The organism is Janibacter terrae (assembly GCF_039636765.1).
GTDB classification, from domain to species: Bacteria; Actinomycetota; Actinomycetes; order Actinomycetales; family Dermatophilaceae; genus Janibacter; species Janibacter terrae.
This window is the reverse complement of the sequence record NZ_CP144167.1, coordinates 2237594-2262954: the sequence shown is the minus strand read 5'-3', so window position 1 is coordinate 2262954 and position 25361 is coordinate 2237594. Positions and strand designations below refer to the sequence as shown.

Annotated in this window: 22 protein-coding genes; 12 read left to right on the top strand and 10 right to left on the bottom strand. The window is 70.9% G+C overall.

Going from position 1 to position 25361, the window contains the following annotated elements; genetic code table 11:
* Positions 1–18: 18 nt before the first annotated feature.
* Both V3C34_RS11060 and V3C34_RS11055 read left to right on the top strand, forming a co-directional pair.
* Complete coding sequence (locus tag V3C34_RS11060) at positions 19–3468, top strand: phage tail tape measure protein (protein ID WP_346007156.1); 3450 nt, start codon at positions 19–21, stop codon at positions 3466–3468.
* 39 nt (positions 3469–3507) lie between these two features.
* Positions 3508–3999, top strand: a complete 492-nt coding sequence (locus V3C34_RS11055) for a hypothetical protein (protein ID WP_346007155.1) — start codon at positions 3508–3510, stop codon at positions 3997–3999.
* 505 nt (positions 4000–4504) lie between these two features.
* Here V3C34_RS11055 and V3C34_RS11050 read toward each other — a convergent pair.
* The 4 genes from V3C34_RS11050 to V3C34_RS11035 all read right to left on the bottom strand — a co-directional run bounded on the left by V3C34_RS11050 (position 4505) and on the right by V3C34_RS11035 (position 7699).
* Entirely contained in the window at positions 4505–4996 is a 492-nt protein-coding gene (locus V3C34_RS11050) for a hypothetical protein (protein ID WP_346007154.1), read from the bottom strand.
* Positions 4993–5673 (bottom strand): hypothetical protein, encoded by a 681-nt coding sequence (locus V3C34_RS11045; protein WP_346007153.1) that lies wholly within the window; start codon positions 5671–5673, stop codon positions 4993–4995. The genes V3C34_RS11050 and V3C34_RS11045 overlap by 4 nt, the downstream gene beginning before the upstream one ends.
* Before the next feature lie 361 nt (positions 5674–6034).
* Complete coding sequence (locus V3C34_RS11040) at positions 6035–7396, bottom strand: HNH endonuclease signature motif containing protein (protein WP_346007152.1); 1362 nt, start codon at positions 7394–7396, stop codon at positions 6035–6037.
* An 81-nt stretch (positions 7397–7477) separates the two neighbouring features.
* The gene (locus V3C34_RS11035) at positions 7478–7699 is read right to left on the bottom strand and encodes a hypothetical protein (protein ID WP_346007151.1); all 222 of its coding nucleotides are present in this window, start codon (positions 7697–7699) and stop codon (positions 7478–7480) included.
* A 114-nt stretch (positions 7700–7813) separates the two neighbouring features.
* Here V3C34_RS11035 and V3C34_RS11030 point away from each other — a divergent pair, with 114 nt between their 5' ends.
* On the top strand, positions 7814–9139 hold the full coding sequence (locus V3C34_RS11030) for a M20/M25/M40 family metallo-hydrolase (protein ID WP_346007150.1): 1326 nt from the start codon (positions 7814–7816) through the stop codon (positions 9137–9139).
* Position 9140: 1 nt separating this feature from the next.
* On the opposite strand, the gene V3C34_RS11025 is transcribed toward V3C34_RS11030, so the two are convergent.
* Positions 9141–9341, bottom strand: a complete 201-nt coding sequence (locus V3C34_RS11025) for a DUF5703 family protein (protein WP_346007149.1) — start codon at positions 9339–9341, stop codon at positions 9141–9143.
* Positions 9342–9377: 36 nt separating this feature from the next.
* On the opposite strand from V3C34_RS11025, the gene V3C34_RS11020 reads away from it, so the two are divergent.
* Positions 9378–9728, top strand: a complete 351-nt coding sequence (locus V3C34_RS11020) for a primosomal protein (RefSeq protein WP_371836279.1) — start codon at positions 9378–9380, stop codon at positions 9726–9728.
* Between the two features lie 22 nt (positions 9729–9750).
* Here the strand turns inward: V3C34_RS11020 and V3C34_RS11015 are convergent, their stop codons facing one another.
* Positions 9751–10779 (bottom strand): magnesium and cobalt transport protein CorA, encoded by a 1029-nt coding sequence (locus V3C34_RS11015; RefSeq protein ID WP_068421428.1) that lies wholly within the window; start codon positions 10777–10779, stop codon positions 9751–9753.
* Between the two features lie 37 nt (positions 10780–10816).
* On the opposite strand from V3C34_RS11015, the gene V3C34_RS11010 reads away from it, so the two are divergent.
* Genes V3C34_RS11010 through mshC form a run of 4 tightly spaced genes read left to right on the top strand, consistent with a single transcriptional unit; the run spans position 10817 to position 14115 of the window.
* Positions 10817–11533, top strand: a complete 717-nt coding sequence (locus tag V3C34_RS11010; protein WP_346007148.1) for an MSMEG_4193 family putative phosphomutase — start codon at positions 10817–10819, stop codon at positions 11531–11533.
* Complete coding sequence (locus tag V3C34_RS11005) at positions 11530–12057, top strand: DUF3090 domain-containing protein (RefSeq protein ID WP_345912954.1); 528 nt, start codon at positions 11530–11532, stop codon at positions 12055–12057. Before V3C34_RS11010 ends, V3C34_RS11005 begins: the two co-directional genes overlap by 4 nt.
* A gap of 4 nt (positions 12058–12061) precedes the next feature.
* Positions 12062–12850: an SCO1664 family protein gene (locus V3C34_RS11000; RefSeq protein WP_346007147.1), complete on the top strand. Its 789-nt coding sequence runs from the start codon at positions 12062–12064 to the stop codon at positions 12848–12850.
* Positions 12851–12873: 23 nt separating this feature from the next.
* A complete protein-coding gene (gene mshC, locus V3C34_RS10995; RefSeq protein WP_068324042.1) occupies positions 12874–14115 on the top strand; it encodes a cysteine--1-D-myo-inosityl 2-amino-2-deoxy-alpha-D-glucopyranoside ligase in 1242 nt (413 codons plus the stop codon).
* 61 nt (positions 14116–14176) lie between these two features.
* Here mshC and V3C34_RS10990 read toward each other — a convergent pair whose 3' ends face one another.
* Both V3C34_RS10990 and V3C34_RS10985 read right to left on the bottom strand, forming a co-directional pair.
* Positions 14177–15034 (bottom strand): PAC2 family protein, encoded by an 858-nt coding sequence (locus V3C34_RS10990; protein ID WP_068324047.1) that lies wholly within the window; start codon positions 15032–15034, stop codon positions 14177–14179.
* Positions 15035–15095: 61 nt separating this feature from the next.
* Positions 15096–15989 (bottom strand): SDR family oxidoreductase, encoded by an 894-nt coding sequence (locus V3C34_RS10985; protein ID WP_338538101.1) that lies wholly within the window; start codon positions 15987–15989, stop codon positions 15096–15098.
* 161 nt (positions 15990–16150) lie between these two features.
* On the opposite strand from V3C34_RS10985, the gene V3C34_RS10980 reads away from it, so the two are divergent.
* The gene (locus tag V3C34_RS10980; RefSeq protein ID WP_338538102.1) at positions 16151–16876 is read left to right on the top strand and encodes an HAD family phosphatase; all 726 of its coding nucleotides are present in this window, start codon (positions 16151–16153) and stop codon (positions 16874–16876) included.
* On the opposite strand, the gene V3C34_RS10975 is transcribed toward V3C34_RS10980, so the two are convergent.
* Both V3C34_RS10975 and metH read right to left on the bottom strand, forming a co-directional pair.
* Positions 16873–17694: a RecB family exonuclease gene (locus tag V3C34_RS10975; RefSeq protein WP_068324058.1), complete on the bottom strand. Its 822-nt coding sequence runs from the start codon at positions 17692–17694 to the stop codon at positions 16873–16875. The two genes, V3C34_RS10980 and V3C34_RS10975, sit on opposite strands and share 4 nt — an antisense overlap.
* A complete protein-coding gene (gene metH / locus V3C34_RS10970; RefSeq protein ID WP_346008560.1) occupies positions 17691–21341 on the bottom strand; it encodes a methionine synthase in 3651 nt (1216 codons plus the stop codon). Before metH ends, V3C34_RS10975 begins: the two co-directional genes overlap by 4 nt.
* 148 nt (positions 21342–21489) lie before the next feature.
* On the opposite strand from metH, the gene V3C34_RS10965 reads away from it, so the two are divergent.
* Genes V3C34_RS10965 through arc form a run of 3 tightly spaced genes read left to right on the top strand, consistent with a single transcriptional unit; the run spans position 21490 to position 25336 of the window.
* Positions 21490–22596, top strand: a complete 1107-nt coding sequence (locus V3C34_RS10965; RefSeq protein WP_346007146.1) for a site-2 protease family protein — start codon at positions 21490–21492, stop codon at positions 22594–22596.
* An 11-nt stretch (positions 22597–22607) separates the two neighbouring features.
* Positions 22608–23630 (top strand): tRNA (adenine-N1)-methyltransferase, encoded by a 1023-nt coding sequence (locus tag V3C34_RS10960; protein ID WP_068324081.1) that lies wholly within the window; start codon positions 22608–22610, stop codon positions 23628–23630.
* A gap of 44 nt (positions 23631–23674) precedes the next feature.
* Positions 23675–25336: a proteasome ATPase gene (arc, locus tag V3C34_RS10955; RefSeq protein WP_169701857.1), complete on the top strand. Its 1662-nt coding sequence runs from the start codon at positions 23675–23677 to the stop codon at positions 25334–25336.
* Positions 25337–25361: the final 25 nt, after the last annotated feature.

Here is a 25361-nt window from a genome sequence, read left to right as displayed (position 1 = left end):
CGGCACGGAGGTGCCCGCATGACGCAGTACATCAAGAGCGTCCTCCAGGTCGACGCGAGCCCAGCAGTGGCCGGCTTCAAGCAGGGTGAGACGGCCGTCGAGGGGTACTCGAAGGCGCTCAACGAGATGTTCGACAAGCTCGACCAGCGCAAGCACTGGGACAACCTCGCGAACAACGCCCTGGTGGCTGGCGGTGCGCTCGCGATCGGCCTCGGCGCTACCGTCAAGGTCGCCGCCGACTTCGAGCAGGCCATGGACCGGGTCGGCGCCATCGCGGATGCCACGTCCACGGAGATGTCCGCCTTGTCGGACGCGGCCCTCCAGGCCGGCGAGGACACCGTCTTCAGCGCGACCGAGGCCGCGCAGGCCCAAGAGGAGCTCGCCAAGGCCGGTGTCTCAACCGCGGACATCCTCGGTGGCGCGCTGACCGGGTCCCTGGACCTCGCCGCGGCAGGCGGGCTGGACCTCGCGTCGTCCGCGGAGATCGCGGCGACGAGCATGAACCTTTTCGGCCTCGAAGGTGAAGACGTCACGCACATCGCCGACGTGCTGACCGCGTCCGCGAACAAGTCGGCGGCCGGCGTCGACGACCTCGGCCTCGCGCTGTCCCAGGGCGGCACCGTGGCCGCCGCGACCGGGCTGACGCTCGAGGAGACCGCCGCGACCCTGTCCGCGTTCGCTGACTCCGGCATGAAGGGCTCCGACGCCGGCACGTCGCTGAAGACGATGCTGCAGCGACTCTCGGCGCCCTCCGGTGAAGCGGCCAAGCTCATGGACGAGCTCGGTGTCAGCGCCTACGACACCGCGGGCCAGTTCGTCGGCATGGACACCCTCGCGGGGCAGCTGAAGGGCAGCCTCGAGAAGCTCACCCCGGCCCAACGGAACCAGGCGTTGACGACGATGTTCGGGTCGGACGCCGTGCGGGCAGCGAACATCCTCTACAAGGAGGGCGCCGAGGGCATCGCCGACTACGTCTCGGCGGTCGACGACCAGGGCGCCGCGGCGCGCATGGCGTCCCGGATGACCGACAACCTGAAGGGCGACGTCGAGGAGCTCGGCGGCGCGCTGGAGACCGCGTTCATCAAGACCGGCAGCGGCGCCACGGACGGCCTCCGGTCCCTCGTGCAGGGCGTCGAGGGCGTCGTCGGCGCGTACAACGACCTGCCGCCGTCCGTGCAGTCCGCGGTGTTCAACGTCGGTGCCTTCTCCGCTGCAGCGCTCCTCGCCGGGGGCGCCACCATCAAGGCCGTCGGCTACGCCAAGGACTTCGACGAGTCGCTGCGCGCTGTCGGGTTCAGCGCCGACACCACGAAGGGCCGCATGGCGCAGCTCGCGAAGGTCGCCGCCGTCCCCATGCTCGCGTATGCCGTGGTCGAGCTGCGGGACTACACGCAGGCGGGAGAGCTCGCCGACGTCACCACGCGGGACCTCACCACGGGCCTGCGGGACCTCGCGTCTGGGAGCGAGGAGGCTGCGGGCGGGGTGGCTGACATGTTCCGCGAGCACGACCAGGGCGTGTCCGCGCTGTTCCGGTCCGAGGAGCAGTTCGTCTCCACCGGGGAGGCGATGGAACGCTTCGGGTTCCTCGCGAACGAGGCGACCCGCACGGACCTCGAGGGCACCGTCGCCCGCTGGATGGAAGGCACGGGCGCCTTCGACGAGTCGGTGCAGTCCCTCGACCAGTCCCTGGCCAACCTGGTCAACACCGGCGACCGCGCCGCCGCGCAGAAGGCGTTCGAGCAGCTCATGTCCGACGTCGATCCCGACAAGGTCGACGAGGTCCGGAGCAAGTTCGTGCTCTTCCAGGAGGCGCTCGACAACACGGGCCCTGCGGCTGGCGCTGTCCGAGAGGCGCTGTCCGGGGTCGACGAGGGCCTGGACTCGAACAAGGACGGGTGGATCACCACGACCGAGGAGATCGAGGCCCACGAGAAGGCCCTCAAGGACGTGCAGAACCAGCTCGAGATGCTCGGCGGAGGGTTCCGCGCCGAGCAGGCCGCGATCCGCTCATCCAAGGACGCCTACAAGGAGATGCGGGACGTCCTCAAGGACGGCGGCGGCTGGACCGAGATGTCCGCTGCGATGGATGACTATGCGGGCAAGGCGCTCTCCGTGGCGTCGGCGCAGGCTGCGCAGGGTCGCGGTTCGGAGACTATCGCCGCGGGCATCAGCAAGGCCCGCGAAGCGGTCATCCAAGCCGGCGTGGACGCGGACTACTCCCGTGAGTACATGGAGGACTACGCGGACAGCATCGGCCTGATCCCGTCCGAGGCGAAGACGATGGTCGAGGCGGTCGGAGTCACCGAGTCGACGGCCAACATCATGGCGATGGACCAGCAGATCATGCTGCTGTCCGGGAAGACCGTGTCGGTGAAGCAGGCCGGCGCGATGGAGGCCAAGGGCAAGGTCCTCGAGCTCGACGGCTCGATCCTCGGCTTGGACGGCAAGACGGTGAAGGTCACGGAGATCGGCTCCACCCCCTCGGGGGACCGGGTGGTGCAGCTCGGGAAGAAGATCTGGGTCCTGAAGGGCAAGGACGTGGACATCACCGCGGACACGTCCCAGGCCACCTCCGCGATCGACGGGTTGAACCGGATGATCGCGCAGATGAACGGCCGCGAGATCAACATCGACACCAGGCACCGCACGTTCTACGAAACGCACGGCATCCCCATGGGCGTGCAGCGATCTCGATGGGCGGGCGGCATCGACGGCATCGAGCCGATGGCGGCCGGCGGGATGCGCCCTGGCGGGTCGGTGCGACCCGGGATCTACCCGACGTCGACGCGCGGGATCCTCATGGCCGAGGACACCCGCTCTAAGTGGGAGTCGTACATCCCCGAGCGCCCCGACCTTCGCGGCCGCGCGGAGATGATCCTCGCGGAGACCGCGCGGCGCTTCGGCAAAGCCGTCGTGCCGCTCACGGAGATGGCTGCCGGTGGCATCCGTTCCTACCGTCTCGATGAGATCAGCGAGCGGCGCTGGGAGGAGCTCTTGGCGCAGGGGTGGCGCGGCCGTCCGGGAGACCGTCAGGAGCGGATCTACGCGCCAGCCGGGTGGGGCGAGCCCAAGGCTCGCCGGTACACCGGGCAGCACTCGGCGTACTACCTGCGCAAGCAGGCCGAGTGGGACGCGATCCACGCCAGCGGCGCCAAGGGCGGCACGAGCTCGGGAGGCCTGAACGGGCGCACCGCTAAGGGCGGCACGAGCTCGGGCGCGTTCATGCGCTCCCCCAACGCACACGCCGGCCGCACCTACGTCCGACCGCAACGGACCTACGCCTCGACGACCGGCGGCTCCACGGCAGGTGCAGCGATCGACTACGACCGTCTCGGCAAGGCCGTCGCCCGCCACATCGAGGACCCCGTCTACCGCGGCGCGTACGCCGGTACCGCGCAGCAACGCAAGACCGAGCTCGCGAACGCCGCGAACTCGTCCCGCGGCCGATCCCGAGGAGGACTCCTGTGAGCAGTCGTGCCGGCACGATTCGCCCCTACACTCCCGTCCATGGGTGAGTCGAGTGGGGACATCGAAGAAGGCTGGTACCGGCAGAAGGACGGCCGGGAACGCTACTGGGACGGGACCAAGTGGACCGACCGGTACCGCGACGGCGACGAGCCGCCACCAGAGCCCGGAGACCGAGCCACCCGCAACGACGAGCCGGTGGACGAGGAGCCCAAGCAGGGCAAGTCGAGCACCTGGGTCCTCCTCGGTGTAGCGATCGTGGCCCTCGTCATCTTCGCGTGTTGCAGCGGCGCCTTCACCGACGACGATGACCCTTCGTCCGGGGCCGCGCTGACCGCGTGCCGGAACGCCGTGAAGGCCCAGATCAAGAACCCGTCGACCGCTGACTTCGCTGTCCTCGACACGACCATCACGGATACGAGCATCTCGGGTGAGGTCACCGCAGAGAACGACTTCGGCGGCGAGAAGACGCTCCGGTACCGGTGCACGATCAGCGGGGAGTCCGTCACGAACGTGACGGTCAACCCGCTCTAGCGGGGCAGGTCACTGCGACGAGGAGGGGGCGACGGCCCTACCGATGCCCCCTCCTCCCACAGGGCTCAGCCGTTGGCCTCCCACCAGGCGTCTCCCCAGATCGTGGCCGGATGCTCGCCGAGAAGCTCGTGAGTGAGCCTCTCTGCCATGTCGACGGTGAGGCACCCAGAGCGCTGGCCCCGGTAGAACGCTCGTGCTGCAGCAACGTGGCCCCGCAGCACCACCCGCCTGGCCTTGACCGCCCGCACGAGAGGAGCGGCCGGGACCTTCACGACGGACGCCGCTGGCGGCTTGGACGGTCGACGGGGACGTTCCCGCCAGAGGCGACCGCTGTGCACGGCACACAGCTCGCTGCCGTGCATCGCAGACGCCCTGCACCGCCGGCCGCTGGCCGTGAGCGCAGCGCAGACAGGACGGGGCCGTTGACGGGGCGTCGGCAGGAGCCAGAGGCACTCCTCGAGGTTGTCGGACCAGCGGGCTACATCGTCGAGCGCGGGTGCAGAGCTCATCTCCGGCCACCGCCCCCGTGCGTCGATGCGATGAAGTCGAGGCCCTCGGCCTTGTCGGCGAGCGCGACCAACTTCGCCGCGAGGGAGCGCGCAGACTCGGGGGTGATGTTGACCGAGACGCATTCCTCGACGTCGTTGGGCTCGTCCACCAGGCGCCACAGTTCGATCCGGACGTGCTCGTTCTGGCCAGTGCGCGGGTCAGGCGCAGGGTAGAACCCGTGCCGGTAGCTAGCGGCCAGCGACACCGTCCCCGCGTACACCTTGCCGTTGTCGTCCTGAGTCCCGTGGAACGCGAGCGGGTGGGACTCGCACCGGGTGCCGTGATCTCCGTCGGCGGGTGTGCCGGCCGTATCACCTTCGACGCACCACCGGCGGTGGTGGCCGTACGCCAGATAGTGGCCTGGCATGTGGCGCGCCTCGAGGCTCTCGTCGTTCGCCGGGTAGGGCGCGGCGGGCGCGGGGTAGAGGTCGTGCTGCGTGCTGCTCATCGCTGCCCACCCCCCGCCAGGAGCTCGGTGAGGCGGTCGGCGACCTGCGTCGCGGCGTAGTCCAGGGCTGCATTGTCGAGCAGCTCGTCACGGTAGGCGGCGAGCTCCGCGGCGAGGTCGCGGTCAGCGGTTCCCCAGGTGAGCACGGCTGTGCCGTTCCCGCCCACGATGTTGAGGTCGGCGCAGGTTCGCCACTCGTCGGCGTGAGACTGGTACGACTCGATGCGCGCGTCGGGCGTGAGGCGGTAGCGCCCTCCGTTCTTCGCGATCCAGCTGCGGGAGATGGGGGGTTCGATGAGGTCCGCGGCCTGGACGAGGGCGGCCGCCAGCCGGCGGCCTGTGCGGGGCAGCATGGAGCTTCCGTCGCCGCCCGGGTCGGTGTCGCCCTGGATGCGGACGTTGTCCGGCCAGTCGAGGTCGGGACGGTTGTAGTGCCGGAACCCGTCCACGTACACGACGACGGGGTCCTTGCTCGTGAAGGTGCGCCCGTTCTGCTCGTCGTTGACGGTCCACTGGTCGACGGGCTGGGACTTCATCCACACGCCGCGGTCGTCGGGGTGCGTCTCCTCGTCGACGTTCTCGATGTCGAGGGTCGGGTCGGCCCAGGCGGGGCGGTGGATCTGAGCAGTGTTGCTCGGGTCTGTGTCGCTGACACGGGGGATGATGTTCTTGTTCATGATCGTGCTGTCCTTCCAAGGGGTGTGCGATCTGGACGAGGTCGGGTCCGCGTTGCACCGCGGGCCCGGCCGTTTTTCGTTGGGGCGGCTGTTGATACCGGCGCTGATACCGCCGGACAGCCGCGAGATGCGTCTAGATGCCACTCCGAGGGCGGGGATCGTCCCTTTGCCCCGCTGGTGGTGCGGTTCCTGCCGCGAGAGGTAGCCTGATGCCACCCGTAGGACGAGAGTTCAAGTCCCCCCTCGGACACAGCAGAGATCGGCCCCTCGCTCCATCGGAGCGGGGGGCCTCTTGCGTGTCCCAGGGAGTGTGGGCGTGCCTGTGGCCCGGCCTGCGGGGGCCGGGTCCGGAGCGTGGCAGCTAGGTGTGCCAGGTGACGCCGCGGGGGGTGGTGGTGGCGGTGAGGTCGTGTTGGTGGACGTGGGTGTGGTGGCGTTCGCAGAGGAGGGCGGCGTTGGACAGGTCGGTGGTGCCGCCTCGTGCCCAGTGGGTGATGTGGTGGGCGTCGGTCCATTGCGGGGGCATGGTGCAGCTGGGGTAGGTGCAGCCGCCGTCGCGCAGCCACAGGGCTTTGCGTTGGCCGGGGGTGAACAGTCGGGTGGTGCGGCCGAGCTCGAGGGGTTCGTGGTCGGTGCCCAGGATCGCGGGGATGATCCCGGCGGTGCAGGCCAGCTTGCGCACGGTGGTGGGGGTGAGGACCTGCCCGGTGGCGGTCAGGCCGCCGGCGTGGCCCCCGCTGGGAGGGTCGAACGCGCTGCCGGTGGCGCCGGGGGCGTGGCCGGGCAGGTCCTGCCCGCAGGCGACGCACCGGCCGTGCGCTGAGGAGAGGGCGTGGAGGCTGATGGTCACCAGGATCTGGGCCTTGTCGGCCCGTGGGACGCCTTCGGGGGCGGCGACGCCGCGGCTGATGATCGACAGCAGCGCGTCGGCGCGGCGCCGGGCCGGGGTCTGCTCGTCGGGTGATCCGTCGGGCCCTTTGACCGGTGCGGACAGCGCGGCCAGCGCGGCGTCGAGGATCGCGGCGCCCTCGGGGTCGAGATCGACGCGGTAGCGGGTCATCCCGCAGGGTCCGGGGGCCTTGGTCAACGAGCGGGAGGCCCTGGCCGCGGCGTCCTCGTCGTCCAGGTCCTGCTCCGGGCGCAGCATCCGCCCGGTCTGGGTGATCGCGGCCGCGAGCTTCTTCTCGTCCAACCCGCCGACCCGGTCGGTGACCCGCCCTCCCGGGCCGGAGGTCACGACCTCGTCACGGGCGACCCCCAGCAGGATCCCCAGGTCCTCCTGCAGCAGGCCCGGGTCGGCGACCCGGCGCACCGACTCGTGGAAGCGCATCAGCTGGTCGGCCTTGCCCAACGGCAGACGGCCCTCGGAGACCGCGGCCCGCACCTCCTGCGTGGCCGGGCCGGCCGATGCCACCCGCACCACCTGCGCGACGTGCTGGGTCGAGGGGCGGGGCGCGCGGCGCCCTTCGCTGACCCCGACCCAGTCGTGCGCCGACCACGACGACTCGCCCGGCAGGCCCCGGCAGATGCCCTCGGCGACCAGCGCGACCTCGGCCGACTCCAGCAGCTGACGCGCCTGCCCGATCGCCGACAACGCGTCCGCGATCTGCCCGTCAGCGGCCTGCCAGGCCGTGGACTCATCCGTGTACAGCAGCGCGCGCACCGCGTCCCGCAGGCCCGTCACGAGGCCCCGATCGCGGTACTGCACGTCCCCCACTGACATGACTCGATCATACGTTCGATGACCTGCATCACAGTGGACCGACACGCGGTCATTTCCCCAGAAACACGCGCGGACTGTCTGCTAGTCGCCGTTGGCGGTCTCGTCGATCCAGTCGACGGCCTCGTCGGTCAGCTGGGTCTCCCCCTCACGGGATTCCCCCGCCCACCAGCGCGGGTCTCGCTGTCCTGCAGTGACAGTCAAGATCTCGCTCAAGATGTCGCCGGGAAGCGGTTCGCCGTTGTGCTCGGTGAGCCATGTCTGGGTCGAGGTGGCGAGGCCCGGCCAGACCTGGGACATGTCCATGCTGCTGATGCTTCCGGCGCGGGGTCGATGACGCAACAGCGTGGTCATCCGCGGGGGGAGCGACTCCGCGTATGCACGGCCACCGGTCACCGCCACGAGCACTACCCTGCGGGCATGAGCGAAGTCAGCGCGCCCGAGCAGGAGGTCGTGCGGATCTGCCGCGACCTGCTGCGCATCGACACGAGCAACTACGGCCCCGGCCAGGAGGGTCCGGGGGAGCGCGAGGCGGCCGACTACGTCGTCGCGCAGCTGCGCGAGGTGGGGCTGGAGCCGCAGGTCTTCGAGTCCGAGCCCGGTCGCACCACCGTGAGCGTGCGCATCGCCGGCGCCGACCGCGACCGGGGCGCCCTGTGCATCCACGGGCACCTCGACGTCGTGCCCGCCAACGCCGAGGACTGGAGCGTCCCCCCCTTCGACGGCCTGGAACGCGACGGATGCCTCTGGGGTCGCGGCGCGGTCGACATGAAGGACATGGTCGCGATGATGCTCGCGACCGTCCGCCACCTCGCGCGGACGGGGACGGTCCCGCCGCGCGACCTCCTGTTCGTCTTCTTCGCCGACGAGGAGGCCGGGGGAGTCCTCGGCAGCCAGTTCATGGTGCGGGAGCACCCGGAGGTCTTCGAGGGGGTCACCGAGGCGATCAGCGAGGTCGGCGGGTACAGCGTCACCGTCGAGGACGCGAAGGGAGAGCCTCGCCGCGCCTACCTCCTCCAGACCGCGGAGAAGGGCATCGCCTGGCTCCACCTCGAGGCCAGGGGCACGGCCGGCCACGGCTCGGTCCCCACGTCCGACAACCCGATCGTCCATCTCGCCGAGGCCATCTCGCGGATCAACGCGCACAAGTGGCCCCGTGAGTTCATCGTCTCCGTGCGCGGCCTGCTCGACGGCCTCGCCGAGCTCACCGGCGTCGGGTACAGCGACGAGGACGCCGAGGCGCTGCTCGAGCGCATCGGTCCCGCAGCGGGATTCGTCCGCGGCGCGCTCCAGGACACGGCCAACGTGACGATGCTCGACGCCGGCTACAAGCACAACGTCGTCCCGCAGTCGGCGTCCGCCGCTCTCGACTGCCGCTTCCTGCCGGGCCACGAGGACGACCTCATGCAGACCATCCGCGACCTGGCGGGGGAGCACGTCGAGGTCGTCGTCGACCACAAGGACATCTCCCTCGACGCGCCCTTCGAGGGCGAGCTCGTCGACCGGATGCGCGCCGCCCTCCTCGCCGAGGACCCGGAGGCGACGATCCTGCCGTACTGCCTCTCCGGCGGCACGGACAACAAGGCCCTGTCGACGATCGGGGTGACCGGCTACGGGTTCGCGCCCCTGCGCCTGCCCGCCGACCTCGACTTCGCACCGATGTTCCACGGGATCGACGAGCGGGTCCCGCTGGAGTCCCTCGAGTTCGGCGCCCGGGTGCTGTGGCGCCTCGTCGAGGACTGCTGACTCAGCGGCTGGGCAGCGCCGACGGACGCGGCACGCGGATGATCTTGCGGCGCAACCAGGCCTTCTGCATCCCGTCGATGTAGACGACCGTGCGGTGCAGCTCCCAGTGGCCGTACTCGGCGTGGTCCGTCAGCTCCTGACGGATCGCGGCACGCGCGGCACCCCGCGGGAAGTGGATGGTGCGGAACTCGTACTCGGGCATCGATGTCATTGTGGCCCATGGGATACCGTCATGCCCATGAGCGACCCGCGCCCCGCACTGAACCAGCTGATCGCCGCCTTCGAGCGTCACCTCGAGGCCTCGGCCCAGCGCCGTGGCGAGGATGACCCCACCGTCGTCGCCGCCTACGAGGACCTCGCCGATGCCTTCGAGGCCTACGACGACGCCCTCCACGACGCGACGGGGGAGATGACGCCCCTCGTGGTCGTCGACGAGCAGTTCATGGTCGACGAGGACGAAGAGGATGACGGGTCCGACGACGACTCGGACAACGACTCGTCGGATGACGACTACGACGACGACGAGGACGAGCAGTCCTACTCGGGCCTGGACGACGAGGAGTACGACGCGGAGGACTCGCGCCGCTGAGCGGCGTCGCCCCGAGCCTGGCTCAGAGCCAGCCGGAGCGGCGGAAGAGCCGGTACAGCCCGACGCACACGAGCACCATGGCCAGCACGGCGGTCGGGTAGCCGTAGTGGATCTCCCGGCCGCCGATGAGCGCGGTCGCCGACAGCTCGGGCATGCCCTCGAAGTTCATGCCGTACACGCCGGCGATCATCGTCGGGAAGGCGAGCATCGCGGCCCACGCGGAGATCTTGCGCATGTCCTGGTTCTGCTGCACGCCGACCTGCGCCAGATGAGCGCTCAGCACGTCCGAGAGCAGCCGGTCCTGGGACTCGGTGTTGTCGATGACGAGCGACAGGTGGTCGTTGACGTCACGGAAGCGCAGGCGCAGCTCCTCGGTGGGCAGGGGAGTGGTGGTGCCGACGAGGTGCGACAGGGGCCGGGCCAGCGGCAGCGCCGCCCGCTTGAACTCGAGCACCTCTCGCTTGAGCGCGTAGATCTCCTCCGTCGACACCCGGCCGTCGTCGGGTGAGAAGACCCCCGTCTCGATGTCATCGAGGTCGGTCTGGATCTCGTCCTCGATCTCGAGGTACTGGTCGACGACGAAGTCGATGATCGCGTGGAAGACGCCCCACGGGCCGTGCCGCAAGGACTCCCGGTCGTGCTGCTCGAGACGGGTGCGCAGCCCGGCGAGCGGGCTGGCCTCGCCGCGCCGGATCGTCACGATGTAGTCGGGCCCGATGAAGACCATGATCTCCCCGGACTCGACGTCGGAGGTCTCCTCGATGTATCGCAGGGGCCGCAGCACGACGAAGTGCCCGTCGCCGTAGCGCTCGACCTTGGGCCGCTGGTCGCCCGTCACCGAGTCCTCGATGGCGAGCGGGTGGAGGCCGAGCTCCTCGGAGACCCGCGCGAAGCTCTCGCTCGAGGGGTCCCGCATGCCGATCCACAGGAAGTCCTCGTCCTCGCCGGCCACGAGGCCGCCCCGACGGGAGCGGATCTCGGCGAGGGTGTCGCTGATGTCCTCGCAGGGCAGGCGCTGCCCGTCGCGGTACCGGGCCTGGTCGACGATCACCGCAGCATCTTGTCAGGCGAGGCCTAGGGTGGGGGCCGTGGCGTACTGCATCCTCATCCGGCACGGGCGCTCGACCGCCAACACCCAGGGGGTCCTCGCGGGGTGGACCGAGGGCGTCGCCCTCGACGAGACCGGGCGGGAGCAGGCCAAGCGGCTGGTGACGCGCCTGGGGGAGACCGCTGTCGTCCACCTGGCGACCAGCCCACTGCAACGCTGCCGCGAGACCGCGGACCCGCTGCTCGCCGCCCACGGACTCACCGCGCAGGTCCACGAGGGCCTCGGCGAGTGCCGGTACGGCTCGTGGACCGGCCGCGCGCTCAAGGACCTCGTGGACGAGCCGCTGTGGCGGGTCGTGCAGGACCGCCCGAGCGAGGCCACCTTCCCCGACGGCGAGACCCACGTCGGCGAGTCGATCGCTGCGATGGCCGCACGCGCGGTCGCGGCGGTGCGGGAGATCGACGCGGCGGTGACGGCCGAGCACGGCGAGCACGCGGTGTGGGCCGCGGTGAGCCACGGTGACGTCATCAAGGCGATCCTCGCCGAGGCCGTCGCGACTCCCCTCGACGACTTCCAGCGCCTGCACGTCGACCCGGCGTCCATCTCGGTCGTCCGGTACACGTCGACGCGGCCGATGCTGCTGCGCAGCAACGACACCGGCAGCTCCGTGCTGACCCCGCCGCGGCCGAAGGGGGACACCCCGGCGAGCGGGGACGCGGCGGTCGGGGGCGGAGCGGGACTAGGGTCGACGTCATGATCGTCGTCGACTTCGACCCCCCGGAGCGCTTCGTGCTGGGCACCGTGGGCCCGCCCGGGCAGCGTGCCTTCTTCCTCCAGGCCAGCGACAGCACGCGCCGTCTGCAGATCTCCCTCGAGAAGCTGCACGCGCAGATCCTCGCCGAGCGCATCGGAGAGCTGCTCGACCAGGTCGCGGGTCTCGAGGCCACGGTCGCGGCCGCCGCGGAGGCCGCGGACAACGCCCCCCTGGACACCCCGATCTCGGAGGACTTCCGGGTGAGCGCGTTGGCGCTGTCCTGGGACGAGGAGCGTCACGTCGTCGTCATCGAGGCGCACGACCACGATCCCGACGAGCCCGAGGACGAGGGCCCGACGGGGGAGCGGAAGTCGATGCGCGTCTCCCTCCCGCCGGCGCAGGCACGGGCCTTCGCCCGTCGCTGCGAGACGATCGTGCGGGCCGGCCGCCCCTCCTGCCCCTTCTGCGGCGGTCCGCTCGACCCGGACGGCCACATCTGCCCCCGAGCCAATGGCTACAAGCGCTGACGAGGTGACGTCGCCCCCTTCGCTCGGTGACGGGGAGCTCGTCGTCCTCGGTCGGCACCCGCTGGCCAGCAATGTCGTGCTCGTCGCCGAGGTCCGTGCCCCCGGCGTCGTCCCGGTCACCGTCGCCTACAAGCCTGTCGACGGCGAGCGCGAGCTGTGGGACTTCCCCGACGGCTCACTCGCGGCTCGCGAGGTGGCGGCCTGGCACATCGACGACCTCGGTGGCTTCGGGCTCGTGCCGGAGACGGTCTGGCGGGACGGACCCGTCGGCCCGGGATCGGTGCAGCGGTGGATCGGCGAGGCGAGCAGCCTGTGCCCGAGCCCCGTCACGGTCACGCCACCTGATGACGTCCCCGCCGGGCACCTCGTGGTCCTGGAGGGCGAGGACGCAGGGGGTGCCCCCCTCGTGCTCTCCCATCCCGACGACCCCCGCCTGCGGTCCATGGCCGTGCTCGACGCCGTGCTCAACAACTCCGACCGCAAGGGCGGCCACATCCTCGAGCACGACGGACGACTGTGGGGCATCGACCACGGCGTCGGGCTGCACGCCGACCCCAAGCTGCGGACCGTGCTGTGGGGCTGGGCCGGCGAGCCCATCCCGGCGGCGGACGTCGAGCGGCTGCACCGGCTGACGGAGGCCCTCGACGAGCCGGAGGTGAGGGCCGAGCTCGGCCTGCTGCTCACCCCGCTCGAGGTGGACGCCCTGCGCGAGCGGGTCGAGGACCTGCTCGCCACCGGCACCCACCCGGGGCCGACCCACGGCTGGCCCTCGATCCCGTGGCCGCCGCTGTGACGGGCACCTCGTAGGCTGTCCGCGTGAGAGCCTGGCCGACCCCTTCCCTGCCCGTTGTCCCCGGTGAGCCCATCGCCCTTCGTCTGTACGACGTCGCCAGGGAGGCCGTGGCACCGGTCGAGCCCGAGGGTCCCGCGCGGGTCTACGTCTGCGGTGTCACCCCGTACGACACGACGCACATGGGCCACGCCGCGACCTACGTGACCTTCGACCTCGTCGGGCGCGCGCTGCGTGACGGTGGCCGCGAGGTGGTCTACGTGCAGAACGTCACGGACGTCGACGACCCGCTCTTCGAGCGCGCGGCCCGCGACGGCCTCGACTGGCGCGAGCTCGGGCAGGCGCAGATCGCGCTCTTCCTCGAGGACATGACCGCGCTCGGGGTCATCCCGCCGGACCACTTCATGGGTGTCATGGAGTCGATGCCGACGATCATCGCCTCGGTGCAGGCCCTCGTGGAGCGCGGCGTGACCTACGAGGTCGTCGAGGACGGGGCGCGTGACACCTACCTCGACCTCGCGGCGGCCGGTGGGCTCGGCGAGCTCAGCCACCTCGACCGCGACACGATGCTCGCCTACTCGGCCGAGCGCGGGGGCGACCCCCAGCGGCCCGGCAAGCGCGACCCCCTCGACCCCTTGCTGTGGCGCGGGGAGCGCGACGGCGAGCCGGCCTGGGAGGCAGGCGGTCTCGGCCGCGGACGCCCGGGCTGGCACATCGAGTGCACGGCCATCGCCATGGAGCACCTCGGTGACCACTTGGACGTGCAGGGTGGGGGCACTGACCTCGTCTTCCCTCACCACGAGATGTCCGTGGTGCAGGCCGAGGCGCTCACGGGGGAGCGGCCCTTCGCCCGGCACACCGCGCACCAGGCGATGGTCGCCTACGACGGCGAGAAGATGAGCAAGTCCAAGGGCAACCTCGTGCGCGTCTCGACGCTGCGCACCGAGGGCGTCGACCCGATGGCGATCCGGCTCGTCCTGCTCGACCACCACTACCGCGGCGAGTGGGAGTGGACCGACGAGGTGCTGACGGCCGGCCAGGAGCGGCTCGACCTGTGGCGCTCGGGGATGTCCACCGACGGTGGGCCCGACGCGGACGCGACGATCGCCGCCGTGCGTGCGGCCCTGGCCGACGACCTCGACGCGCCCACCGCGCTGCGGGCCGTCGACGCGTGGTGCCGCGAGTCCCTGGCCGCCGAGGGCACGGTGCGCGCGGCCCCCGGCGAGCTCGCGCGTGCGGTCGACGCGCTCCTGGGCATCCGCCTGTAGCCGGCTCGAGGTGGTACCGACCTCTAGCCGGTCGGTACCACCTCGACCCGAGCGAAGGGGGTCAGCTCGGCCCGTTGGTCTCGTCGCCGCGGCGGCGCAGGTAGCGCTCGAACTCCTTGGCGATCGCGTCCCCACTCGCCTCCGGCAGCTCGCTCGTGTCCTGGGCGCTCTCGAGCGCGGAGACGTACTCGGCGACCTCCTCGTCGGTGCTCGCCAGCTCGTCGACCCCGCGCTCCCACGCGCGGGACTCCTCCTCGAGGTCGCCGTGCTCGATGACGGTGTCGAGCAGGTCCTCGAGCTGGATGAGCAGCGCGAGCGAGGCCTTGGGGCAGGGCACCTGGGCGGCGTAGTGCGGCACCGCCGCCCAGACGGCGACGGAGACCATCTCGGCCTGGGTCGCGCCGTCGGCGACGACGCCGGTGATGCCGGTCGGCCCCTCGTAGCGCGAGGGCTCGAGCTCGTAGGTGTAGGCGGTGGCCTCGTCGTCCGTCGAGCACGTGATGGGGATGGGGCGGGTGTGGGCGACGTCCGCGAGGAGGGCACCGAGCGTGATGACCGTGCCCACGCCGTTGGCCGCGGCGAGGTCGAGGATCTCGGTGGTGAAGGCCCGCCAGCGGAAGGAGGGCTCGATGCCGGTGACGAGCAGGACGTCGCGGCCGAGGCTGTCGGGGGAGGCGAGCAGGATCCGCGTGGTGTTCCAGTGGATGCCTCGGCCCATGCCCTGGTTGGTCACGCGCGGGCGCGTGACCTGGAAGTCGTAGTAGTCCTCCGGGTCGATGGCCGCGACCGTCTCGGCGTCCCAGATGTCCGCGAGGTGCTCGATGACACGGGAGGCGGCCTCGCCCGCGTCGTTCCAGCCCTCGAAGGCACAGATCATCACCGGGTCGTGCAGCTCGGGCAGGTCCTCGATCTCGATCACATCGGTCAGCCTACGTCGGCCCCAGCGAGCGCTGGTGGGCACCGAGGCGAAGGGGAGCGCCTCACCCCGCGGTCCTCGCCTGCTCCCGGATCCAGTCGCTGGCCGAGCGCGGCGTGATGCCCCGCTCGCGGAGCGGGCCGTCGTCCCACGTCACCGACAGGAGGTCCTGCATCAACCCGGTGCCGAGGATCGTCGCCATCGCGGGGCTGGGACGGTCCAGCAGTCGCATGCCGAGGCGTGCCACGGCGCGCGGCATCCGCTGGACCTTCATCTTCTTCCCGGTCGCCTGCTCGGCGACGGCGATCGCCTCGTTGCGGCTGATCGCCTCGGGCCCTCCGAAGGTGATGGTGTCCGGCGGATCCACCTCCACGGCGACGGCCGCCACGAGGGCTGCGACGTCGTCCGTGGCGACCCACCGGCGTTTGGTGTCACCCTTCCCGAACACGGACACCTTGCCGTCATGGATGTCGAAGCGCCCGATGGGCGCAAGGTGGATGTCCTGGAATGCATCCGGCCTCACGACGACCCGCCGTATCGGGGAGCGGGCGAGCCGCCTCTCGGTGGCGGTCTTCGCGCGCTCCAGAGGCGTGCCCAGGTCCGCGTCCGCACCGGCGTACGAGACGTAGACGAACCTCTCGACGCCAGCGTTCTCTGCGGCCTCGACCAGCGACGCCATCCCGAGCTCGTCCGCTTCGTGGATGCTGGGATGCTTGCTGCCCGCGAGCACCCTGGCGATCGCGGTGGCCGACGCCACCACGGTGTGCACCCCCTCGCACGCCACCGCGAGGCTCGCGGGATCGGCGAGGTCCCCGCGGACGACGTCGGCGCCCCACTCACGAAGTCGCGGCGCCTCGGTGCCCGGACGGACCAGGCACCGGACCGGATGGTCACCCTCACGCAGCCGCTGGACGACGCGGCTCCCCAGCTCTCCTGACGCACCAACCACGAGGATCATCGCCGAACTCCCTTCGAGCCGGGCACCGGGTAGAGGCCCGACCTTCCATCATCCTCGGGCACCCGCCGGAGGGCAACGGTGGCAGGTCAGGCAGGCACGAACCGGCCACCGCATACTTGGTGCGGATGGTCGCAAGCCGCTGTGAGGAGAACATCCTGAACATGTCCGATTCGACACTCCCGTCAGGCCAGCAGGCCGGCGGCCCGCCACGCACCCCGACGGCCGTCCTGTGGGACATGGACGGCACCCTCGTCGACACCGAGCCCTACTGGATGCTCGCCGAGCACGAGCTCGTCGAGGAGTTCGGCGGGACGTGGACCCACGAGCTGGGGCTGCAGCTCGTCGGCAACCCGCTGCTCGTGTCCGCGCAGTTCATCCTCGACAACTCGCCGGTCGACCTGCCGGCCGAGGAGGTCGTGCTGCGCCTGCAGTCGCGCGTCGTCGACCAGATCGCGGCGGCGGTGCCGTGGCGTCCCGGCGCCCGAGAGCTGCTCGCCGCCTGTCGTGCGGAGGGCGTGCCCTGCGCCCTGGTGACGATGTCCTGGACCGACCTCGCGCGAGCCGTCGTCGACGCGACCGAGCCGGGGTCCTTCGCGGTGGTGGTGACGGGCGACCTGGTGACGCACGGCAAGCCGCACCCGGAGCCCTACGAGAGGGCCCTGCGCGAGCTCGGGGTCGAGGCCGCCGGCTGCGTGGCCCTCGAGGACTCGCCGACCGGCGTCCGCTCGGCGGTCGCCGCCGGCGTCTCCACGCTCGCCATCCCGCACCACGTCGAGATCCCCGAGATCACGGGGGCGGTGCCGGTGCCGGGACTGGCCGGGGTCACCCCCTTCGACCTGCTGCCGCTCGCGCGCCTCGCGACGCCGGCCGAACCCGCATTCCCCTAGGGCAATGCAGTCTCCGGGGTGATGATCTCGATCGTCTCGGGCAGCTCGGGTGGGGTGCCCCCGAAGGCGGGGCAGAGGGGCTTGAAGTCGCACCACCCGCACAGCCGGGACGGGTTGGGCCGGAAGTCCCGGGCGGCGACGGCCTGCTCGATCGCGCCCCACACGGCACGGACGTTGCGCTCGAGCGCGAGGAGGTCGGCCTCGTCCGGGACGTACCGGATGATCGTGCCGTCCTTGAGGTAGACCAGCTGCAGCAGGTCGGGGACCCGCCCGGTGCGGCGCCAGAGCACCAGGCCGTAGAACTTCATCTGGAAGAGGGCCTTGCCCTCGAAGCCCGGCCCCGGCGTGCGGCCCGTTTTGTAGTCGACGACCCGCACCTGGCCGGTGGGCGCGATGTCGACCCGGTCGATGATGCCGCGCAGCACCAGGCCCTCGACCTCGGTCTCGACCTTGACCTCACGTTGAGCAGGCTCGAGCCTCGATGGGTCCTCGAGGGTGAACCATCGGTCGACGAGCTGCTCGGCCGCGGCGAACCACGCCTCCTCGGTGAGCGTCGCGTCGTCCGCCAGCATGTCGGCGAGCTCCGGCCGCTCGTCGACGAGGGCCGCCCAGCGGCCGGGGACGAGCGCACGCGCCGCCTCGGGGGTGCGCTCGGCCGCCGGCAGCTCGAAGATCTCCTCGAGCACGGCGTGCACGAGCGTCCCGCGTGCTGCTGCGGGCGAGGGAGCCTCGTCGAGGCGGTCGATCGTGCGGAAGCGGAACTTCAGCGGGCACTGCTTGAAGTCGGCCGCTCGCGACGGGGAGAGCGCCGCCCTCACTCGGTGGAGTAGCCGAGGTTGGGTCCGAGCCAGCGCTCGGCCTCGCGCATCGTCCAGCCCTTGCGCTCGGCGTAGTCCTCGACCTGGTCCTTGCCGAGGCGACCCACGACGAAGTACTGGCTGTCCGGGTGGCCGAGGTACCAGCCGGACACGGCAGCCCCCGGCCACATCGCCATGCCCTCGGTGAGCTCGATGCCGATCTCGTCGACGTCGAGGAGCGACCACAGCGTCTTCTTCTCGGTGTGGTCGGGGCATGCCGGGTAGCCCGGTGCCGGGCGGATGCCGTCGTAGGTCTCCTTGATGAGCTCCTTGTTGTCGAGGGACTCGTCCGGCGCGTACCCCCAGAACTCGGTGCGCACCCGCTCGTGCAGCCGCTCGGCGAAGGCCTCGGCGAAGCGGTCGGCCAGCGCCTCGAGCAGGATCGCGTTGTAGTCGTCGTGGTCGGCCTTGAACTCGGCGATCTTCTCCTGGGCGCCGATGCCACCGGTGACGGCGAAGGCGCCCATCCAGTCCTTGATGCCGGTCTCCTTGGGGGCGACGAAGTCGGCGAGGCTGCGGTTGGGCACACCGGCGCGGTGCTTGCCCTGCTGGCGGAGCATGTGCAGGGTGTGGGCGACCTCGGAGCGCGACTCGTCGGTGTAGATCTCGATGTCGTCGCCGACGGAGTTGGCGGGGAAGAGGCCCATGACGCCCTTCGCCGTGAGCCACTTCTCCTCGATGATCCGGTCCAGCATCACCTGGGCCTCGTCGTAGAGCTTGCGCGCGACCTCACCCGTGGCCGGGTTGTTGAGGATGTCGGGGAAGGAGCCCTTGAGCTCCCAGGCGTTGAAGAAGGGCTGCCAGTCGAAGTACTCGCGCAGCTCGGCGAGGTCGTAGTCCTCGAAGACGAGCCGCGTCGGGGTGATCCCGGCGAGGTGGGGCTGCTCGGCGCCCCAGTCGATCGGGGTGCGCGCGGCGGCCGCCTCCTCGTAGGTGAGCATCGGCCGGTCATCGCGCTTGGCGGCGTGCCGGCGCCGCAGCGCCTCGTAGTCGGCGGCGACCTCGTCGAGCAGCTTGGTCTTGCCGGTGGCGCTCAGCAGCTGGCTGACGACCGGCACGGAGCGCGACGCGTCCTTGACCCAGATGACCGGCCCCTCGTACTGCTGGTCGACCTTGACGGCGGTGTGCGCGCGCGAGGTCGTCGCCCCGCCGAGCAGCAGCGGGATGTCGAAGCCCTGCCGCTGCATCTCGGAGGCCACCCCGACCATCTCGTCGAGCGAGGGCGTGATGAGCCCGGACAGGCCGATGACGTCGGCGTCGTGCTCCTTGGCCGTCTCGAGGATCTTCTGCGTCGGGACCATGACGCCGAGGTCGATGACGTCGTAGTTGTTGCACTGCAGGACCACGCCGACGATGTTCTTGCCGATGTCGTGCACGTCGCCCTTGACGGTGGCCATGACGATCAGGCCCTTGGACCGGGACTGGTCGCCGGGCTGCTTCGACGCCTCGATGTAGGGGATGAGGTGCGCGACGGCCTTCTTCATGACGCGTGCGGACTTCACGACCTGCGGGAGGAACATCTTGCCCTCGCCGAAGAGGTCGCCCACGACCCCCATCCCGTCCATGAGGGGACCCTCGATGACCTCCAGCGGCTGGCCACCCGCGGCCTCGATCTCCTGGCGCAGCGCCTCGGTGTCCTCGACGACCCAGGTGTCGATCCCCTTGACGAGGGAGTGCGTGATGCGTTCGCGAAGGGGGAACCCGCGCCACTCCTGCGTGGCCTCCTCGACCTTCTCGCCGTTGCCGCGGTGCTGCTCGGCGATCTCGAGCAGGCGTTCGGTGGAGTCCGGGTGCCGGTTGAGCACGACGTCCTCGATCCGCTCGCGCAGGTCGGCGTCGAGGGTGTCGTAGGGGACCAGGGCGCCGGCGTTGACGATGCCCATGTCCATGCCCGCGTTGATGGCGTGGTACAGGAAGACCGAGTGGATCGCCTCGCGGACCGGGTTGTTGCCGCGGAAGCTGAAGGAGACGTTGGAGACTCCGCCCGAGACGAGGACGTGCGGCAGGTTGTCCTTGATCCAGCGGGTCGCCTCGATGAAGTCGGTGCCGTAGGCGGCGTGCTCCTCGATCCCCGTCGCCAGGGCGAAGATGTTGGGGTCGAAGACGATGTCCTCGGCCGGGTAGCCGACCTCCTCGGTGAGGATCGTGTAGGCCCGCTGCGCGATCTCCTTGCGGCGCTCGAGGTTGTCGGCCTGGCCCTCCTCGTCGAAGCCCATGACGACGATCGCCGCGCCGTACTTGCGGCACAGGCGGGCCTGCTCGACGAAGGGCTCGACGCCCTCCTTCATCGAGATCGAGTTGACGATCGGCTTGCCCTGGGTGCGCTTCAGGCCGGTCTCGATGACCTCCCACTTGCTGGAGTCGATCATCAGCGGGACCCGCGAGATGTCCGGCTCGGAGCCGACGAGGTTGACGAAGGTGCCCATGGCGGCGACGCCGTCGAGCATGCCCTCGTCCATGTTGATGTCGATGACCTGCGCGCCGCTCTCCACCTGCTGGGCGGCGACCGCCAGCGCGGCCGGGTAGTCGTCGGCCTCGATGAGCTTGCGGAACCTCGCCGAGCCCGTGACGTTGGTCCGCTCGCCGACGTTGACGAAGAGCGAGTCACCAGTGACATTGAAGGGCTCCAGGCCGGAGAGGCGCAGGGCCGGCTCGACCTCGACCGGGACGTGCGGGGAGGCGGCGGCCGCCCCCTTCGCGATCGCCGCGATGTGCTCCGGGGTGGAGCCGCAGCACCCACCGAGCAGGTTGACCAGGCCCGACGTCGCGAACTCCGCGACGAGCGAGGCCATGTACTCGGGGTCCTGGTCGTACTCGCCGAAGGCGTTGGGCAGGCCGGCGTTGGGGTACGCGGAGATGAAGGTGTCGGCGACCCGGCCCATCTCGGCGACGTACTGCCGCAGCTCCTCCGCGCCGAGCGCGCAGTTGAGGCCGACGGCCAGTGGGCGGGCGTGGCGCACGGAGTTCCAGAAGGCCTCGGTCGTCTGCCCGGTGAGGGTGCGTCCGGAGGCGTCGGTGATCGTGCCGGAGACGATGACCGGCCAGCGCCGGCCGTGCTGCTCGAAGAGCGTCTCGAGGGCGAAGATCGCGGCCTTGGCGTTCAGCGTGTCGAAGATCGTCTCGATGATGAGCACGTCGACGCCACCCTCGACGAGGCCCTCGGCCTGCTCGAGGTAGGCGGCGACGAGCTCGTCGAAGGTGACATTGCGCTTGCCCGGGTCGTTGACGTCGGGGGAGATGGACGCGGTCCGGTTGGTCGGGCCGAGCGCGCCCATGACCCACCGCGGCCGTGAGGGGTCCTTGGCGGTGTACTCGTCGGCGGCCGCGCGGGCGAGGCGCGCGGCCTCGACGTTCATCTCCCGGGCGAGGTCCTCCATGCCGTAGTCGGCCATGGAGATGCGCTGGGCGTTGAAGGTGTTGGTCTCGATGAGGTCGGCGCCGGCCTCGAGGTACTCGCGGTGCAGGCCGGTGATCAGCTCGGGCTGGGTCAGGACGAGCAGGTCGTTGTTGCCCCTGAGGTCGCTGCCCCAGTCGGCGAAGCGCTCCCCGCGGAACTCCTCCTCCGACAGCCCCTGCCGCTGGATCATCGTCCCCATCGCCCCGTCCATGATGAGGACGCGCTCGCGGAGCGCCTCCTCGAGGACGGGGGTGGCGTCGGGGCGGATGGCGGTGTCGGTCACCAGATGATCCTGTCGCAGAGGGCGTGGTGGACAACTGCCATTATCACCATCCGGTCCGCTCGCCTAGGGTCTGGGCATGGCCGAGACACCGCAGGACCACCCCAGGGGCATCCGCCTGGCCACGATCTCGTCGGTCCCGGTCTACCTCGGCTGGTCCTGGCTGCTCATGGGCGCGCTCGTCGTCTTCCTCGTGGGCCCGTCGACCGCGCGGACCTACGGCGCCGTGACCGGGTACTCCGTCGCGGTCGTCTACGCCCTCGCCCTGCTGGCGAGCGTCCTCGTCCACGAGGCGGCCCACGCGGTGACCGCCCGCTCCTTCGGCCACACCGTGCACCGGGTGGTGGCGGACCTCTGGGGCGGGCACACCGCCTTCGAGGCGTCGCGGGCGACGCCGCTGACCGCGGCGGCCATCGCCGTGGTCGGGCCGTTGAGCAACGCGGTCGTCGCCGTCGTCTGCTTCGGCGTCTCGGCCGCGCTGGGCTCGGGGCTGACGGCCAGCGTCATCGGCGGCATCGCCTTCGTCAACGGCGCGCTCGCGGTGCTCAACATGCTGCCCGGACTGCCGCTCGACGGCGGCCAGGTCGTCGAGGCCGTCGTGTGGGGGGTCACCAAGGACCAGGGGCGCGCCCGGGTCGTCGCGGGCTACCTGGGCCGCGGGCTCGTCATCGCCGTCGTCGTGGCGGTCGTCGGCGTCCCCCTGGTGCGCGGCCAGTCCCCGGACCTCACGACGATCCTGTGGACCGCGCTCGTCGCCTCCTTCCTCTGGTCGGGAGCGACCCAGGCGATCGGCCACGGCCGCGCCCTCGGCGTCGTCGGCGGGCTCGACGTGCCCGCGCTCCTCGAGCCGGTCGCGGCCATCGCGGCCGAGCGCCCGGTCGGCGAGCTGTCCTCCCTTCGCGCCCTGCCCGTCGTCGTCGACGCGCACGGCGCCCCGGTCGGCCTCATCGACCACGACGCACTGCGGGCCGTCCCCCCGGGTGCGATCGACTCCACGCCCGTCTCCGCGGTCACCACCCGGGGCCCCGACGGCTGGGCGGTGGACCTGACCCCCGGCCGGGAGGCGATGGAGCTCGTCACGGCCTTCCAGGAGTCGCGCTCGCGGGTCGTCGCGGTGAGCGAAGGGGGAGTCCTGCGGGGCATCGTCAGGGTCGAGCGGGTCAACGCGGCCCTCGCGCGCAACTAGACTCGCGCACCATGACCGCCACCGGATCCGCCTACCGCCGCGGCCCCTTCCGTGAGGGGGACCGGGTGCAGCTCACCGACCCCAAGGGCCGGATGCACACGATCACCCTGACCCCGGGCAAGCAGTTCCACACCCACCGGGGGCACGTCAAGCACGACGACCTCATCGGCTCGCCGGACGGCTCCACGATCACCAACACCGCCGGGACCGAGTACCTGGCCCTGCGGCCGCTGCTGTCCGACTACGTCATGTCGATGCCCCGTGGTGCGGCGGTCGTCTACCCCAAGGACGCCGGCCAGATCGTGACGATGGCCGACGTCTTCCCGGGCGCGACCGTCGTCGAAGCCGGAGTGGGTTCCGGCGCCCTGTCGATGTCGCTGCTGCGCGCGGTGGGGGAGAGCGGCGCGCTCCACTCCTTCGAGCGCCGCGCGGACTTCGCGGAGATCGCCAGGGCGAACGCTCGCGCCTTCTTCGGCGAGGACCACCCGGCCTGGACCGTCACCGTCGGTGACCTCGTCGAGTCGCTGCCCGACGCGGTCGAGCCCGGCACCGTCGACCGGGTCGTCCTGGACATGCTCGCCCCGTGGGAGTGCCTCGAGGTCGTCGCCGAGGCGCTCGCGCCCGGCGGCGTGCTCATCTGCTACGTCGCCACGGCCACCCAGCTGAGCAAGGTCGCCGAGGCCATGCGTGACTTCGGGACCTTCACCGAGCCGGAGGCGTGGGAGTCGCTCGTGCGCGGATGGCACCTCGAGGGCCTCGCCGTGCGCCCGCAGCACCGCATGCACGGCCACACCGGGTTCCTCATCACGACCCGCCGCCTGGCCCCCGGCGTCACCCCTCCGATGCGCAAGCGCCGTCCCGGCAAGGGCTACGCCGCGCAGGAGGACGGCGGCGAGGCGGACGCCCCGCAGGTCGAGCCGCAGCCCGGCGCGGAGGACGCCGAGTGGACCCCCGAGGCCCTCGGTGAGCGCGTCGCGTCGGAGAAGAAGATGCGCAAGCTCGCCCGAGGCGTGGTCCCCCCTTCGCCACGCTGAGCCGGAAGGGGGAGACTGGGGGAGAGCCGAAGGGAGCACTGCCGATGACCACCGAACCCAGCCCCCAGGATGCACGCGCCCTGCAAAACAAGCTGACCCAGCAGAAGTCGCAGATGGCGAGCGTCGCCTCGCAGAACGAGCGCCTCGTGCGCACCCTCAAGGACGCGCGCCAGCAGATCGTCACGCTCCGTGAGGAGATCGAGCGCCTGGCCCAGCCCCCTTCGTCGTACGCGGTGATCGTCGACGTCCACGCGGAGGACAGCACGGTCGACGTGCTCTCCGGCGGCCGCAAGATGCACGTCGCCGTCTCCCCGGCGGTCGAGGCGGCCGAGCTCGGTGTCGGCCGCGAGGTGCGCCTCAACGAGGCGATGAACGTCGTGTCCGTGCACGCGGAGGACGTCGCCGGCGAGGTGGTCGTCGTCAAGGAGGTCCTCGACGAGGACCGGCTGCTCGTGCTCATGCGCCAGGACGAGGAGCGCGTCGTGCGTCGCGGCTCGCGGGTGACCGGCAAGCAGGTGCGCGTCGGTGACGCCGTGCTCGTCGACCAGCGCAGCAACATCGCGGTCGAGCGGATCCCGCGGGCCGAGGTCGCCGACCTCGTGCTCGAGGAGGTCCCGGACCTCGGCTACGACGACATCGGGGGCCTCAGCGCGCAGATCGAGGCGATCCGCGACAGCGTCGAGCTGCCCTACCTGCACGCGGAGCTCTACGAGCGCCACAAGCTCAAGGCGCCGAAGGGGGTCCTGCTCTACGGCCCTCCCGGCAACGGCAAGACGATGATCGCCAAGGCGGTCGCGGCGTCGTTGGCGCGCAAGGTCGCCGAGCGCACCGGTCAGGAGAGTGCCACCGCGTACTTCCTCAACATCAAGGGACCGGAGCTGCTCAACAAGTACGTCGGCGAGACCGAGCGGCACATCCGGCTGATCTTCCACCGCGCCCGCGAGAAGTCGAGCGACGGCACGCCCGTCGTCGTCTTCTTCGACGAGATGGACAGCCTCTTCCGCACCCGCGGCTCGGGCGTCTCCTCCGACGTGGAGACGACGATCGTGCCTCAGCTGCTTGCGGAGATCGACGGCGTCGAGGGCCTGGACAACGTCATCGTCATCGGGGCGACCAACCGTGAGGACATGATCGACCCGGCCATCCTGCGCCCCGGACGCCTCGACGTGAAGATCAAGATCGAGCGCCCCGACGCCGAGGGTGCGCGCGACATCTTCAGCAAGTACCTGACCCCCGACCTGCCGCTGCACCCCGAGGACCTCGAGGAGCACGACGGTGACGCGCAGGCCACCGTCGACGGCATGATCGAGGCCGTCGTCGAGCGGATGTACGCGGAGTCGGCGGAGAACCAGTTCCTCGAGGTCACCTACCAGGGTGGCGACAAGGAGGTCCTCTACTTCAAGGACTTCAACTCCGGCGCGATGATCCAGAACATCGTCGACCGGGCGAAGAAGGCGGCGATCAAGGACTTCCTCGGCACGCAGGTCGAGGGCCTGCGCGTCGGGCATCTCCTCGACGCATGCATCGCCGAGTTCAAGGAGAACGAGGACCTGCCCAACACGACCAACCCGGACGACTGGGCGAAGATCTCGGGCAAGAAGGGCGAGCGGATCGTCTACATCCGCACGCTCATCGGCGGCAAGACCGGCGCTGCCGAGCCGGGGCGCTCGATCGACACGGGCTCGCGGACCGGCCAGTATCTCTGAGCCGAGCGGGCCGCAGGTCGCTCAC

Bases quoted from the DNA above. Each gene is read 5' to 3' on its own strand.
- V3C34_RS10985 (WP_338538101.1), bottom strand. From the start codon at position 15,989: ATGATCCTCGTGGTTGGTGCGTCAGGAGAGCTGGGGAGCCGCGTCGTC.
- V3C34_RS11055 (WP_346007155.1), top strand. From the start codon at position 3,508: ATGGGTGAGTCGAGTGGGGACATCGAAGAAGGCTGGTACCGGCAGAAG.
- V3C34_RS11025 (WP_346007149.1), bottom strand. From the start codon at position 9,341: ATGCCCGAGTACGAGTTCCGCACCATCCACTTCCCGCGGGGTGCCGCG.
- V3C34_RS11030 (WP_346007150.1), top strand. From the start codon at position 7,814: ATGAGCGAAGTCAGCGCGCCCGAGCAGGAGGTCGTGCGGATCTGCCGC.
- V3C34_RS11005 (WP_345912954.1), top strand. From the start codon at position 11,530: ATGATCGTCGTCGACTTCGACCCCCCGGAGCGCTTCGTGCTGGGCACC.
- V3C34_RS10980 (WP_338538102.1), top strand. From the start codon at position 16,151: ATGTCCGATTCGACACTCCCGTCAGGCCAGCAGGCCGGCGGCCCGCCA.
- V3C34_RS11050 (WP_346007154.1), bottom strand. From the start codon at position 4,996: ATGAGCAGCACGCAGCACGACCTCTACCCCGCGCCCGCCGCGCCCTAC.
- V3C34_RS11040 (WP_346007152.1), bottom strand. From the start codon at position 7,396: ATGTCAGTGGGGGACGTGCAGTACCGCGATCGGGGCCTCGTGACGGGC.
- V3C34_RS11035 (WP_346007151.1), bottom strand. From the start codon at position 7,699: ATGGACATGTCCCAGGTCTGGCCGGGCCTCGCCACCTCGACCCAGACA.
- V3C34_RS11045 (WP_346007153.1), bottom strand. From the start codon at position 5,673: ATGAACAAGAACATCATCCCCCGTGTCAGCGACACAGACCCGAGCAAC.
- V3C34_RS10960 (WP_068324081.1), top strand. From the start codon at position 22,608: ATGACCGCCACCGGATCCGCCTACCGCCGCGGCCCCTTCCGTGAGGGG.
- V3C34_RS11060 (WP_346007156.1), top strand. From the start codon at position 19: ATGACGCAGTACATCAAGAGCGTCCTCCAGGTCGACGCGAGCCCAGCA.
- V3C34_RS11020 (WP_371836279.1), top strand. From the start codon at position 9,378: ATGAGCGACCCGCGCCCCGCACTGAACCAGCTGATCGCCGCCTTCGAG.
- metH (WP_346008560.1), bottom strand. From the start codon at position 21,341: ATGGACGGGGCGATGGGGACGATGATCCAGCGGCAGGGGCTGTCGGAG.
- arc (WP_169701857.1), top strand. From the start codon at position 23,675: ATGACCACCGAACCCAGCCCCCAGGATGCACGCGCCCTGCAAAACAAG.
- V3C34_RS10965 (WP_346007146.1), top strand. From the start codon at position 21,490: ATGGCCGAGACACCGCAGGACCACCCCAGGGGCATCCGCCTGGCCACG.